This window comes from Streptomyces sp. NPDC060064, assembly GCF_042736455.1.
Classification (GTDB): Bacteria; Actinomycetota; Actinomycetes; order Streptomycetales; family Streptomycetaceae; genus Streptomyces.
In genome coordinates, this window is the sequence record NZ_JBHWWF010000003.1 from 14,651 (window position 1) to 27,823 (window position 13,173).

Genomic DNA, 13,173 nt, shown 5'->3' on the forward strand with positions numbered 1-13,173 from the left:
AAGGTCATTGGTGTCAAATGAGTGTGCCGATCTCGACTTGATATGCATCCGGCACGCCTCGATCTCCAGCAAATTCAGGCTGGCCGGCTTTCCGCACAGTGTCGAATCGACATCCTCGTTCCTCTGTCTTGCGGAACTCCTGCTGCCCACGGTCGAGATGCTGATGTTCCAGCATTCCTACGCCTACGACAGCAGCGCGCCACCACGGATCGGAGACCTCTCGGACCTGGCCGGCGACGCGTTTGAGACCCTCGCGGAGTGGACGGACCGGCCGCTGGCGCTCTTCGGGCACGGGAGGGGCGCCCATCTGGCGTACCGGGTGGCCCGTCGGCTGGAGCGGGAGACAGGGACCATCCCGGCGACGCTGTTCGTCTCGGGAGCCGGAGCCGAACGGGCCGAAATCTCGGACAGCGGACCCGAGTTGCGCTGCCCGATCGTCGCACTCACCGGCGAGACGGACCGCAGGACTCCGGTGTCGGCGGTACGGAACTGGCGGCACCGCACCAGCGGAACCTTCGACCTCGAGGTGTTCCCGGGAGCGCGGGGCTATCTCGACATCAGCCGCCGGCAGGTCGCCAACCTCGTCCACGACCAGCTCCTCGTTTCCGAGAACAAGGGAGCCTAGGGGGAGGTTAAGGGTTCCCGGGTCGGGGCATACTGCCTAACTTCCTTGGTGGGAACCGTGTTACGCATCAGTAGCAGCGCGGTCCCTCAGCCGTCCCGGACGACGGCCCGTCCTCTCAGATGGTCGCCTTCCCGGATCGCGACCTCTGCGCGCCGGTCACGTCCGAGCCCGAGGAAGGAACCTCCCGACAGTGACCTCGAAGATATTTGCCCACGACTCGGTTCAAACCCTCTCCGCATCGGAGCAGGGAGCCCTGCGCATCGCCGACGCCCTCCGCGATCGCGGCGTCGGCCCGGGCCAGCGCGTTCTGCTCAAGGCAGGCAACTCGGCGGGCTGGGTCGGGACGCTGCTGGGGCTCATGCACCTCGGCGCCTCCATCGTGCTCGTCGACCAGCAGGAGCACGCCGAGGAGACCCGGCGCATCATCCTGCGCACCGGGGCCAAGGTCCTCCTCGTCGACGACGACGCCCCGATCGACGACGACCTGGACGCCATCCACCTCTACGAAATCCTGGTGGCCGCGGCCGGCCGCGAAGTCGCCGAGCAGCGGCTGTCGTTCGACGAGTGGGGCGAGCGGCCCGACGGCCTGATCATGTGGACCTCGGGCTCGACCGGCTCCCCCAAGGGGGTCGTCAAGTCGGGCGCCAAGTTCCTCAAGAACCTGCAGCGCAACGCCGATCAGGTCGGACATGTCGCGGACGATGTGCTCATGCCGCTGCTGCCCTTCTCCCACCAGTACGGACTGTCCATGGTGCTGATCGCCTGGATGACCGGATCCTCGCTGGTGATCGCCCCGTACAAGCGGCTGGACCGCGCCCTGCGGATGGCGGGCGAGACCGGGGTCACGGTGATCGACGCGACGCCCTCCAGCTACCGCAGCATGCTCAATCTGATCGGCCGCAAGCCCGCGCTGCGCGCCGATGTCGAGCAGGTACGGATGTTCTGTGTCGGCGCCGCGCCCCTGGACGGGCCGCTCGTCGACCGGTACGTCGCCGAGTTCGGCCGGCCGCTGCTGGACAGCTATGGCAGCACCGAACTGGGCAATATCGCCTTCGCCACCATCGAGAACCCGATCGCCTGCGGTCAGGCGATGGACGGCATCCGGCTGCGGGTGGTCGACGAGGACGGCCTGGAGGTGGCACCGGGCGTGGCGGGCGAGATCGAGGTGGACACCCCCGACGGCATGGAGGGCCACCTCGACGAGGACGGCACTCTGCTCCCCGCGGACACCGGCTGGCAGCGCACAGGGGATCTCGGTCACCTGGACGAGCACGGCAATGTGTTTCCGCTCGGCCGCAAGTTCGCCGTGCACCGGATGGGATACACGCTCTACCCCGAGCTGATCGAACGTAAGGTCGCCGCTCTGGACTGCTCCGCCCGGATCATTCCGCTGCCCGACGAGCGGCGTGGGGCGCAGCTGGTGTTCTTCGTCGAGGACGAGGAGGGGCAGGAGGCCGCGTACTGGCGGGACCGGCTGCGTGGGATGCTTGCCACCTATGAGCACCCCGACCGGGTCGTCGTCCTGGACCGGTTCCCGCTCAACCGCAACGGCAAGCCGGACAAGCGGCAGTTGGAGCGGCTCGCGCGGGAATCGCAGGCGGCCGGGCCCGATGGTTCCCCCGGAGGAAACACCCAGTGAGGATCGCTTGTCTGCAGGCGGCGTGCGGCGCGACCGGTGTACAGCAGTTTCTTGAGCGACTGCGGACAGCGGCGCGCCGCGCGGCCGATGAGGGGGCCGAACTGCTCGTCACCCCCGAGGTCTCGATCGGCGGCTATCCCCTTCAGGCAGGCAATCTGGCGGAGGCCTCGGGTCCCGTCGACGGACCTCAATGCGCGGAAGTCTCCGCCATTGCACGCGAGTTCGGCATCGCCATCGTCCATGGCTGGCCCGAGACGGACGGCCCTGACGTGTACAACTCCGCGCGCCTCGTCGCGCCCCGGGGTGAGACTCTCGCGGTCTACCGCAAGGCGCATCTGTACGGGCGGGCCGAGCGCACCCTGTTCACCCCCGGTGCGGAAGCAGTGGTGCAGGCGTCCTTCGGCGGTATGACGCTCGGCATGCTGATCTGTTACGACGTGGAGTTCCCGGAGGCCGTGAGGGCGCACGCCCTGGCCGGCACCGATCTGCTGCTGGTGCCCACTGGGCTGATGCGGCCCTGGGAGGTCGTGGCACGCACCCTGGTGCCGGCGCGTGCTTTCGAGAGCCAGCTCTACATCGCGTACGCGAACTGGACCGGAGACCACGGTGGCCTCAGTTTCTGTGGCCACACCACGGTCGCGGCGCCGAACGGCACGACGTACGCCATCACCGAGGACCGTGAGGACCTGCTCGTGGTCGACATCGACCCGATGGTCCTCAAGCGCGCCCGTGCCTCCACGACGTATCTGCGCGACCGACGCCCGGAGCTCTACGCGTAACGCACGCAATCCCAGGTCGCCCTACCCGGCCATGACGATGGGCCCGGAGACAGTCACAGTCACTGTCTCCGGGCCCATCGTCATGCTGTCGAGCTGTGCGGCCGTCAGATGCGCGGCCTCTCGAAGCGCGGCTTCTCGGGCGCGAAGGGGACTCCCGTGGACAGTCCCCGGGCGCCGACGACCAGCGCCTCGCCCAGGAATCCGACGCCGATGGAGAGGTTGATGGGCCGTGCCTCCGCCTGCATGCCCATGTGCACCGCCAGGAAGCCGAAGGCGGCCATCACCGCAAGGGACCCGATGATGACGAGGAACGTCTTACCGGTGTAGCGCTGATAGAGGATTCCATCCTTGGGGTAGACCTGGATGGTGGCGCCACGCACCGCGCCGAGCCCGACACCGAGCACCGAACCGACGATGACCCAGCCGAGGTCCGTACCGGTCAGCCCCTTCACTTCGGTCAGAGCCCAGATACCGAGGCCGGTGAGCACCAGCGGTGGTGCGAACAGATCCCGGGCGTTGAGCGGTTCGCCCATCAGTCGCTTGATCACCACCGCGACCGCCCCGACGGCGATGATCGTTACGAGCAACCATGTGTCCACCACTGCACCCCTTTGTTCCCGGCCTGTCCGTGCCCCCGCAGGGCGTGAAAGTTAATTTAGCGCGCCCGTGCTATAACAGCAACATGCCAAGAGTCGTCGTAGCCGAAACCCGGCGCCAAGATGTCGCGCAGGCCGTTCTCCGCATCGTGGGCAGGGAAGGTCTGGAAAGCGCCTCACTGCGTAACGTCGCCCAGGAGGCCGGGCTGGCCATCGGTTCTGTGAGGCACTACTTCGCCAGCCAGACCGAGTTGATGATTTTTACGATGGAGGAGCTGCGGCGGCGCATCGACGGCCGGATCCGCAGCCATGCCGAGCAGCTCCTCGACCCGGGCGCGAGCATCGACCGCCGTACCCGCACCGAGGAACTGTTCGCCGAATTCCTTCCCCTCGACGAGACCCGTCGCGAAGAGGCGGTGCTCTGGCTGGCGTTCATCACCGCTGCGCGCACCCGCCCGGAATTCCGGCCCTGCGCACGCCGGATGTATGAGGAGGCGCGCGAGCTGATCGCGCGCGTGCTGCACGAGGCCCAGCGGTCCGGTGGTGTCCCCGGCGATCTCGACATCGCACTGGAGACCCAGCGGCTGGCCGCGCTCCTGGACGGTCTGACCCTCGGCGGAGTGCTCCATCCCGATCAGGTGGCGCCCGATGCCGCGCGCGCGATTCTCCACCGCCATCTGCGTACCCTCGTGGATCCTGACCAGGGTCGTGCGACAGGTCATCCCTAGCCGGTAACGCCCGGGGGCCGGCCCCCGGGCTCGCCCGATCCGGCCCGGTGTGCAAAGGGTCATGCGGTTCCCGGAACCGATGTACGTCGTGACGCGACGGTCTCGCCGACCTCGCCCTGCCCTGGTCGGTCATGGACTGGCACCGCCGCCCGTAGCGGGTGGGCCCGTGGAGGGGCAGCCGCGATGACCGGTTGAGAGATGACCGGTTGAGAAGCGGGCGCGCATACGATCATGGAGACCGTACGGACCACTTGGAAGGCCAACAGGCATGGCGGACAAGCGCGTTGTCATCATCACCGGCGGAGGAACGGGTATCGGTGCCGCCACCGCCCGGCTGCTGCGCGCGAGTGGGCACCACGTGGTCGTCTCGGGGCGGCGACCCGATCCGCTGCATCGCCTCGCGGAGGAGACCGGAGCTCTGGCCCACCCGGCCGACATCGGTGACCCCGACGCCGTGCGCGGTCTCGTGGACACCGCAGTGGCCGCGTACGGCCGGCTCGACGGGCTCGTGCTCAACGCGGGCATCGGGCGTGGCGGCGGTGTGGGTGAGCTGTCGGTCGAGGACTGGGAGGCCGTGATGCGTACCAACCTCACCGGTCCGTTCCTTCTGCAGCGCGCCGCGCTCCCGCACTTGCTGGAGGCACGGGGCTCGGTCGTCGCCGTCGCCTCGGTGTCCGCGCTGCGCAACGGCGTGGGCAACGCCGCGTACGCGACGTCCAAGGCCGCTCTGCTCCAGCTCTGCCGATCCCTGGCCGTCGACTACGGGCCGCGCGGCGTACGGGCCAACACCGTGTGCCCGAGCTGGGTGCGCACCGACATGGCCGACCGGCGGATGACACGTTTCGCCGACGAGGCGGGCCTGGTCGGTGGCGACGCGGGGGAGGGCGGCACCGATGCGGGCGAGCGCGGCATCGATGCGGCGTACGAGATGGCGACCCGGCTCATTCCCGCGCGCCGCCCCGGCGAGCCGCGCGAGGTCGCCGAGGCCATTGCGTGGCTCCTCTCTCCCGCCGCCTCCTTCGTCAACGGAGCGGTGCTCACGGTGGACGGCGGTGTGACGGCCGTCGACCCCGGCACCGTCGCGTTCGACTTCCACGTCGAACCGCGCACCTCGCGCCCGGAATAGTGCGCCCGGAACAGTGCGCCCCGCCGCATCGGACTGAGCGTGCGGACCTGCCGTACCCATGTCGCCAAGTCGCGGGCGACACCCCGGTGTCCGGCTTTCTCCGCTTCCACCGCGAGAACGACAACCGGGCCAACGCCACTGTGGGAGCACGCTACGAGGTGCTGCAACCCACCCCCGACGAACGTGAGCTCGTACGCCGACGCGGCAAGCGCATGATGGACCACGGCATCTTCTACGTGGGCGTCGACCTCGCCTTCCCGTAGGTGATTGAGATCAACATGGAGAACCCTGGCGGACTGAACCATCACCGGCGCGTCACGGGCGAGGACCAGTCGTCCGAGGCCGTCAACACGGTGTCGGTCGCCCTGCGCACCGCCGGAAAGCTGTCGTAAGACCTGGGGCGGTAGCGGACAGTCACCGTTCGACGTGCGGGGGTGACGGGGTCCTGGTTCGCTGGTTGAGCCCGCTCTTCCTACTGTCAAGGAGTGACAATGAGCGTTGCAGGCGAATCCCGAGGTCGAGCGCAGCAGATGCGCGACAAGGCGCAGCAGCTGTCCGAAGCCGCGGAGCGCGCGACTGACCCGCAGGAGCGTCAGAAGCTGCAGGAGAAGGCGCGCCGACTGAAGGAGCAGAGCCAGCAAGAGGGCTCGATGGGCGCGATGGGTGGGCAGGAGCAGTCCCCGCCTGCGTGAAGCACCTGGCCATCACAGGCCCATGGCCTCCAGTCCGCCGTGCGGACTGGAGGCCATCGGCGGGCAAGGTACGGAAAGGCAGGAATGACCGTGAGTAGCGATCAGCAGGACACGACACCGGTCGTCGTCACGCTCAGCGATTGCTCGAAGGAGGACGCCGACACCGTCTTCCGCGTGCTGGCGCAGTCCTTCATCTCGGACCGTGCCGATGACGATGCACCGCAGTACACGTCCCACCCGCACACAACCGTGTGGACCTCGACGTTCGAGGTGGGCCCCACGCACGCCCCTGCCGTACCTGTGCAGTTGGCAGCACCGTGTGTAGTCGGTGTGCAGGGCACCTACTGGGGGGTGGACCGGCTGGGCGAGACGCTGGCAGCCGCGTTCGTCGTGCAGGTGGAGGGAATGGCCGCCGGCGATCAGGAGAAGGACGTCCAGTTGCGACTCGAGAGCGGAATCCGCTAGTCCGGTCCAGGAGAGACCAGGCCGGCCAGGAAGCCGCCAGTGCGGGGAGTCCGCCAGTACGGCCCGGCGCCCGCCAGTGCGGCCGGGCCGGATGTCCGGCCGACACCCGGGCGCTCTGCGTTGCCGGACCGTCCGTACCGCGCAAGTGTCGAAAGACCGAGCTCGAGGAGGACAGCTCCATGCCCATCGCCACGGTGAATCCCGCCACCGGAGAGAGGCTCAGGACGTTCGACGCGCTCGGAGCCGAGGAGATCGAACGGCGCCTGGCGCTCGCCGTGACCGCCTTCGGGCAGCACCGCACCACGGAGTTCAGCCGGCGGACGGAGTTGCTCAACCGCGCCGCGGACCTTCTGGAACAGGACCAGCAGGACATCGCCCGCACCATGACCACCGAGATGGGCAAGACGATCGTGGCCGCCCGCGCGGAGGCGGCGAAGTGCGCGAAGGCGATGCGCTGGTACGCCGCGCACGCCGAGGAGCTCCTTGCCGACGAGCATCCTTCGGCCGCCGACCTGAAGGACTCCGGTGCTTCCCGCGCCACCGTCCGCTACCGTCCGCTCGGCGTTGTCCTGGCCGTGATGCCGTGGAACTTCCCGCTCTGGCAGGTCGTACGGTTCGCGGCCCCCGCGCTCATGGCCGGCAACGTCGGTCTGCTCAAGCACGCTTCGAACGTGCCGCAGACCGCTCTGTACCTGGAGGACCTCTTCCGCCGGGCCGGCTTCCCGGAGGGGTGTTTCCAGACGCTGCTCGTGGGATCCGGCGCGGTCGAGAACATCCTGCGCGATCCCAGGGTGGCTGCCGCGACACTCACCGGCAGCGAGCCGGCCGGGCGCTCCGTCGCCGCCATCGCCGGCGACGAGGTGAAGAAGACCGTACTGGAGCTCGGCGGCAGCGACCCCTTCGTCGTGATGCCGTCGGCCGATGTCGAACGGGCGGCCCGGACTGCGGTGACGGCCCGGGTGCAGAACAACGGCCAGTCCTGCATCGCGGCCAAGCGCTTCATCGTCCACTCCGACGTGTACGAAGACTTCTGCGAGCGTTTCACCGCGGGAATGCGGGAGTTGACCGTCGGTGACCCGATGCAGGAGTCCACCGATGTCGGCCCGCTCGCCAGCGAACAGGGCCGTACGGATCTCGAAGCGCTGGTCGACGACGCCGTGAGCCTCGGCGCGACGGCACGGTGCGGAGCCAAGCGTCCCGAGAAGCTGGACCGGGGCTGGTACTACGAGCCCACCGTCCTCACCGACATCTCCGTCGGTATGCGGATCCACCACGAAGAGGCCTTCGGCCCGGTGGCCACGGTCTACCGCGCGGCCGACCTCGACGAGGCGTTGGCCATCGCCAACGACACGCCCTTCGGACTGAGTTCCAATGTGTGGACCCGCGACGAAGGGGAAGTGGAGCGGTTCGAAAGCGACATGGCCGCCGGCGGCGTCTTCTTCAACGGAATGACGGCCTCCCACCCCGCGCTGCCCTTCGGTGGCGTCAAGCGCTCCGGCTTCGGCAGGGAGCTGTCGAGGCACGGTATCCAGGAGTTCTGCAATGTCACCACGGTGTGGCACGGCGCCGAGCCGGACGACAACAGCTGATCGGACGACGCAGCTGACCCCCGCGGACCTCTCGCCCGGACATGGGGCCGAGGTCACGGCCGGACGGATCGCCGGGGCCGTTCGCGACGATTCGAACAAGCCGATCCGCGCCCCACTCACCCGTGTCGCTGTTGGGCCGAACGGGTGAGGGGGGCGAGGATGGGGCGCATGAGTAGGTACGAGAGGTACGACGTCACCGACGAACAGTGGGAGGGGCTGGCACAGGTCGTCCCGTTGCGCAGCCGTAACGAGTGGCCTTCGCGGGTCGACCACAACACGATCCCGCAGGACGCGGCCGCCGAGCAGCGTCGTTTTGTCGTGCTGCGGGTGCAGGTCTTCGCCGACGCGCGCGAGGTCGCCGAGTACCTCGTCGCCCAGATCCCGGTACTGCTGGACCTCACCGGCGCCGAAACCGAAGTGGCCAAGCGCATCCTGGACTTCAGCAGTGGTGTCGTCTTCGGTCTTGGCAGCGGGATGCACCGGGTCGACCGGAATGTCTTCCTGCTCGCCCCGGTCGGCACGGAGGTCGAGGGGATCGCCGCAGCCGTCCCCCGTTCGTAGGAAGGTCATCGAGGCGGAACGGTTCGGCGCATTTCGTGCTGCGTACCGTCCCGCTCATGGACGTAACCACGCTGCTCAACGGCGCGAACTGCACCCGCCCCACAGTCACCGAACTGCGGCTCTCCGCCTTCAAATCGCACCGGGGCGTGGTCCTGCCCCTCGGTCCGCTGACCCTCTTCGCGGGCGCGAGCGGCAGCGGTAAGTCGAGCGTCCTGCAGATGTACGAGGCGCTGGCGAGGCTCGGCGCGGGCGACGAGCTCGAAACGGCCTTCCCGGAACCCGCGGCCTGTGTGCCGGAGTGGGCGGAGGCCGACGGGCAGGGCCGACGGGGATTTCGGATCGGCTGCACGGTCGACGGCCCGGCCGGTCCCGTACAGCTCGATCTCGCAGTACAGGCGGAACCCGAACTGCGCGTGGTGGGCGAGCGGCTGACCAGCGGCGGGCGCACCCTGCTGACCACCGCGCTGCGCGATCCCGGACGGTCCTCGGTGCAAGCTGCCTGGCACACGGCGGGCGCCGCGACCGTGACGCGGGCCCCGCTGCCGGACGACCGGCTCGGCACGGCGCTGCTGCCGCTGCGTGTGGCCGGCAAGACGCAAGGCCAGTTACAAGTCCTCGCTGCTGCCGAGCAGGTCGTCGTGGCACTGCGGTCGGTCTTCGCCTGTGACCCGCAGCCGCAGCGGATGCGCGAGCCGGTGGCGGCGGGGGAGGGGAGGCTGCGGCGCGGCTGCGACAACCTGGCGGAGGTGCTGCACCGCACGCGGAGCCAGTGCGCCCAACGGCATGCCCGGCTGGCCGCGGCGGCGCGGGTGGGATGCGCGGGGGACGTCGCGGATCTGGCCGTCGAAGAGCTCGGCGACGGGACGGTACGGGCGCTGCTCGGCCGGAGCGGTGCACGGGGAGCGACGCCCGTGGGGCGGCTCGGCGAGGGCGAGTTGAGATATCTGGCGCTGGCGCTGGTACTGCTCACCGGGCCGGGGGTGCTGGCCATGGATCAGGCGGCCGAGGTGCCGGCGGCGTACCAGTCGCTCACCGTTCTGGCGGACGGCTTCGACCGTTGCCTGGACCCGCGGCAGTCGCGCGAACTGCTGTCGCTGGGCGCGGAGATGTGCGCGCGCGGGCACATTCGGCTGGTGGGGGCGGTCGCCGATGCGTCGTATGCGCGCGGGGTGGACGGTGTGACGGTGGTAGACCTGGTGCCGTGACGAGAGAAGACGGACTGGATGTGGCGGGGTTGCAGCGCAGGCTGGCCGAGTTCGCGGCGGCGCGGGACTGGCAGCCGTACCACACCCCGAAGAACCTGGCGGTGGCGCTGAGCGTCGAGGCGTCCGAACTGGTGGAGATCTTCCAGTGGTTGACGCCCGAGCAGTCGGCGCGAGTGATGGAGAAGGAGGGGGCGGCGCACCGGGTGCGGGACGAGGTCGCGGATGTGCTCGCGTATCTGCTGCAGTTCTGTGAGGTGCTCGGGATCGACGCGCTGGCGGCGCTCTCCGACAAGATCGACCGGAATGAGATTCGCTTCCCGGCGAAGTGATTTTCGACCGGTTCGCGGCCCCTCCACACAGACCTTCGTCACTCTATGGAGTTGTTGAGATATCCACAACGGCCTTGGTGTCCACAGATTTCCGAATTCCCCTGGCTTTCAGGCTCAAGGAGCTTCACTCTGGGTAATGAACTGAGTGGGCAGAAAGTCGTACGAACGGGGGTGGCGTACAGATGGATGCGGAACGGCTGATCGGGCTCAGTCGGCACGCCTTGGCGCAGAGCCGGGCAGTGCCGGACATCGTCGCCGAGGCCTGGCAGGCGCAAGCCCTCGCCCAGGCGATCGGCAGCCGGCTGGCGCTGTACGGGCCACTGGAGCTGAGAAGCGAGGCGCGCGGGCTCAGCGAGATCGGTGGTCGAGGGTGCGGGGTGCTCGACCATCCGATGGTGCGCAGTGGCGGGGTCCGTGCCGCGCAGCTGTCCGAGGTGGTGGACGCTCGGCGGACATTGATCGGGCTGGGAGTGCTGTTGGGCGATGTGGGGATCGCCCTGGTCGGGGTCGCGTGCGCCACCGACGAGGAGGGGCTGTACTGGCAGTGCATCGAGGCGATAGACGCCGCTGACGAGTCGAGCGACCGGGTGCGGGGAATGCTGCGCAGGCTCGCGGTGCGGGATTCGGAGAGACCGCCCGACACCATCCGGGGCAGAGCCGGGCCGGTGGCTGCGCGGGACACGATGGCGGACTCGCCTCCCTCGCCTCCTCCCGCGCCGCCTCGATTGCTCCCCCCGCGCTCCTCGCCTTCTTCCCCTTCCACGCCTTCTTCGCCTTCTTTGTCCGACTCGGTGGAGGAAGCGGATGAGATGGATGCGGTGGACTCGGCGGCGGGGCCGTCGTGACCTCGGGTACGGCTTCCTGCGGGCCGCCGGGTTGACGGTTTTCACCCGGGCGAGCCGGTGGGGGCATGGCAGGGACGGTGGGGTTGACGGGCGTACGAAGGTGCAGGATGGATGCATGGATCTTCGAATCTTCACCGAGCCCCAGCAAGGGGCGAGCTACGACACCCTGCTGACCGTTGCCAAGGCCACCGAGGACCTCGGGTTCGACGCCTTCTTCCGCTCCGACCACTACCTGCGCATGGGTTCCGCCGACGGACTGCCCGGGCCGACCGACGCCTGGATCACCCTGGCCGGGCTGGCACGCGAGACCAAGCGGATCCGCCTCGGCACGCTGATGACCGCCGGGACGTTCCGGCTGCCGGGCGTGCTGGCCATCCAGGTCGCGCAGGTCGACCAGATGTCGGGCGGCCGGGTGGAACTGGGCCTGGGCGCAGGCTGGTTCGAGGAGGAGCACAAGGCGTACGGCATTCCGTTCCCGAAGGAGAAGTTCGGGCGGCTGGAGGAGCAACTGGCCATCATCACGGGACTGTGGGCCACAGAGGTCGGCAAGACCTTCTCGTACGAGGGCACGCACTATCAGCTGGCCGACTCGCCCGCGCTGCCCAAGCCCGCCCAGGGAAAGGTGCCGGTGCTGATCGGCGGGCACGGGGCGAGCCGCACCCCACGGCTGGCCGCGCAGTACGCCGACGAGTTCAACATTCCGTTTGCCTCCGTCGAGGACAGCGAGCGGCAGTTCGGCCGGGTCCGCGCCGCAGCCGAGGCGGCGGGACGCGGGGCGGACGACCTGGTGTACTCCAACGCCTTGGTCGTCTGCGTGGGCAAGGACGACGCGGAGGTGGCACGCCGAGCGGCGGTCATCGGACGGGAGGCGGACGAGCTGAAGGCGAACGGGCTGGCCGGCTCGCCCGCCGAAGTTGTCGACAAGATCGGACGGTATGGCGCGATCGGTTCGTCCCGGATCTATCTCCAGGTGCTGGACCTCGATGACCTCGACCATCTTGAGCTGATCTCGTCGCAGGTCCAGTCCCAGCTGGGCTGAGCCGCCGCCGACCCGAGCACCCGGGAGTTCTCGTGAAACCCGGCCGCACACTCGCCGCCGCGCTCGCCGAAGGGGTCGTCGTCCTCGATGGCGGGCTGTCCAATCAGCTGGAGGCACAGGGCTGCGATCTGTCCGACGGCCTCTGGTCGGCGCGGCTGCTGGCCGACGATCCACGGCAGATCGAAGCGGCCCACACGGCGTATGTACGAGCGGGCGCCCAGGTCCTCATCACCTCCAGCTACCAGGCCACCTTCGAGGGCTTCGCGCGCAGAGGCGTGGCGCGGGAGCAGGCCGCGGAGCTGCTCGCCCGCAGCGTGGATCTGGCACGGAGTGCGGGTGACGCGGCTCAGCGGGAGGTGTGGGTCGCGGCCTCGGTGGGGCCGTACGGCGCGATGCTCGCGGACGGCAGCGAGTACCGGGGCCGGTACGGGCTGTCCGTGCCGGAGCTGGAGCGCTTCCACCGGCCGAGGATCGAAGCCCTGGCGGCGGCGGGCCCCGATGTGCTCGCCCTGGAGACGGTGCCGGACGCGGACGAGGCGGAGGCGCTGCTGCGGGCGGTCGAGGGGTGCGGGGTGCCGGTCTGGCTCTCGTACAGCATCGCCGGTGAGCGGACCCGGGCAGGCCAGGAGCTGATGGCGGCCTTCGCTCTCGCCGCCGGCCGGGAGCAGGTGATCGCCGTCGGGGTGAACTGCTGCGAGCCGGGTGACGCGGACCGTGCGGTGGAGCTCGCGGCGGCGGTGACGGGCAAGCCGGTGGTCGTCTACCCGAACAGTGGAGAGCGGTGGGACGCCGCCCAGGGGGCGTGGCGCGGCGGAGTCACCTACGACCCGCTGAGGGTGCGGGACTGGCTGGCGTCCGGGGCCCGGCTGGTCGGCGGCTGCTGCCGAGTGGGACCGGGACAGATCGAGGAGCTCGCGGCACTCGCGACCTCTGCGGGAGGCGAGCTGTAGGGCCG

The 13,173-nt window shown here is 69.3% G+C and carries 16 protein-coding genes and 1 pseudogene; 16 read left to right on the top strand and 1 reads right to left on the bottom strand.

What is annotated here, in order from left to right; translation table 11 throughout:
- The first annotated feature begins 10 nt into the window (after nt 1-10).
- The 3 genes from ACFWDI_RS04375 to ACFWDI_RS04385 all read left to right on the top strand — a co-directional run bounded on the left by ACFWDI_RS04375 (nt 11) and on the right by ACFWDI_RS04385 (nt 3,043).
- Nucleotides 11-625: a thioesterase II family protein gene (locus ACFWDI_RS04375; protein ID WP_385301252.1), complete on the top strand. Its 615-nt coding sequence runs from the start codon at nt 11-13 to the stop codon at nt 623-625.
- A gap of 190 nt (nt 626-815) precedes the next feature.
- Nucleotides 816-2,264, top strand: a complete 1,449-nt coding sequence (locus tag ACFWDI_RS04380; protein WP_385301253.1) for a class I adenylate-forming enzyme family protein — start codon at nt 816-818, stop codon at nt 2,262-2,264.
- Nucleotides 2,261-3,043 carry a carbon-nitrogen hydrolase family protein gene (locus tag ACFWDI_RS04385; RefSeq protein ID WP_385301254.1) on the top strand — a complete coding sequence of 261 codons (783 nt, stop codon included), beginning with the start codon at nt 2,261-2,263 and terminating at the stop codon, nt 3,041-3,043. The genes ACFWDI_RS04380 and ACFWDI_RS04385 overlap by 4 nt, the downstream gene beginning before the upstream one ends.
- 104 nt (nt 3,044-3,147) lie before the next feature.
- Here ACFWDI_RS04385 and ACFWDI_RS04390 read toward each other — a convergent pair whose 3' ends face one another.
- Nucleotides 3,148-3,642 (bottom strand): DUF1453 domain-containing protein, encoded by a 495-nt coding sequence (locus tag ACFWDI_RS04390; protein WP_385301255.1) that lies wholly within the window; start codon nt 3,640-3,642, stop codon nt 3,148-3,150.
- 83 nt (nt 3,643-3,725) lie between these two features.
- Between ACFWDI_RS04390 and ACFWDI_RS04395 the strand changes: the two genes are divergently transcribed.
- From ACFWDI_RS04395 to mmuM, 13 genes and pseudogenes are all read left to right on the top strand, one after another.
- Complete coding sequence (locus tag ACFWDI_RS04395; RefSeq protein WP_385301256.1) at nt 3,726-4,367, top strand: TetR/AcrR family transcriptional regulator; 642 nt, start codon at nt 3,726-3,728, stop codon at nt 4,365-4,367.
- 268 nt (nt 4,368-4,635) lie between these two features.
- Nucleotides 4,636-5,493, top strand: a complete 858-nt coding sequence (locus ACFWDI_RS04400; RefSeq protein ID WP_385301257.1) for an SDR family NAD(P)-dependent oxidoreductase — start codon at nt 4,636-4,638, stop codon at nt 5,491-5,493.
- An 86-nt stretch (nt 5,494-5,579) separates the two neighbouring features.
- Nucleotides 5,580-5,756, top strand: a complete 177-nt coding sequence (locus tag ACFWDI_RS04405; RefSeq protein ID WP_385301258.1) for a hypothetical protein — start codon at nt 5,580-5,582, stop codon at nt 5,754-5,756.
- Nucleotides 5,757-5,885, top strand: coding sequence for a hypothetical protein (locus ACFWDI_RS04410; protein WP_385301259.1), 129 nt, complete (start codon nt 5,757-5,759; stop codon nt 5,883-5,885).
- A gap of 99 nt (nt 5,886-5,984) precedes the next feature.
- A complete protein-coding gene (locus tag ACFWDI_RS04415) occupies nt 5,985-6,185 on the top strand; it encodes a DUF6381 family protein (protein WP_385301261.1) in 201 nt (66 codons plus the stop codon).
- A gap of 90 nt (nt 6,186-6,275) precedes the next feature.
- A complete protein-coding gene (locus ACFWDI_RS04420) occupies nt 6,276-6,650 on the top strand; it encodes a hypothetical protein (protein WP_385301262.1) in 375 nt (124 codons plus the stop codon).
- A 179-nt stretch (nt 6,651-6,829) separates the two neighbouring features.
- Nucleotides 6,830-8,239 carry an NADP-dependent succinic semialdehyde dehydrogenase gene (locus ACFWDI_RS04425; RefSeq protein WP_385301264.1) on the top strand — a complete coding sequence of 470 codons (1,410 nt, stop codon included), beginning with the start codon at nt 6,830-6,832 and terminating at the stop codon, nt 8,237-8,239.
- Between the two features lie 159 nt (nt 8,240-8,398).
- Nucleotides 8,399-8,800: a cell division protein SepF gene (locus ACFWDI_RS04430; RefSeq protein WP_385301265.1), complete on the top strand. Its 402-nt coding sequence runs from the start codon at nt 8,399-8,401 to the stop codon at nt 8,798-8,800.
- A 56-nt stretch (nt 8,801-8,856) separates the two neighbouring features.
- Entirely contained in the window at nt 8,857-10,005 is a 1,149-nt protein-coding gene (locus ACFWDI_RS04435; protein WP_385301266.1) for an AAA family ATPase, read from the top strand.
- Entirely contained in the window at nt 10,002-10,334 is a 333-nt protein-coding gene (locus ACFWDI_RS04440) for a nucleotide pyrophosphohydrolase (protein ID WP_385301267.1), read from the top strand. Before ACFWDI_RS04435 ends, ACFWDI_RS04440 begins: the two co-directional genes overlap by 4 nt.
- Before the next feature lie 182 nt (nt 10,335-10,516).
- A pseudogene (locus ACFWDI_RS04445) lies at nt 10,517-11,005 on the top strand (DUF6099 family protein); the annotation flags it as partial.
- Between the two features lie 289 nt (nt 11,006-11,294).
- Nucleotides 11,295-12,218 (top strand): LLM class F420-dependent oxidoreductase, encoded by a 924-nt coding sequence (locus tag ACFWDI_RS04450; RefSeq protein WP_385301269.1) that lies wholly within the window; start codon nt 11,295-11,297, stop codon nt 12,216-12,218.
- A 32-nt stretch (nt 12,219-12,250) separates the two neighbouring features.
- On the top strand, nt 12,251-13,168 hold the full coding sequence (gene mmuM / locus ACFWDI_RS04455) for a homocysteine S-methyltransferase (RefSeq protein WP_385301270.1): 918 nt from the start codon (nt 12,251-12,253) through the stop codon (nt 13,166-13,168).
- Nucleotides 13,169-13,173 lie beyond the last annotated feature (5 nt).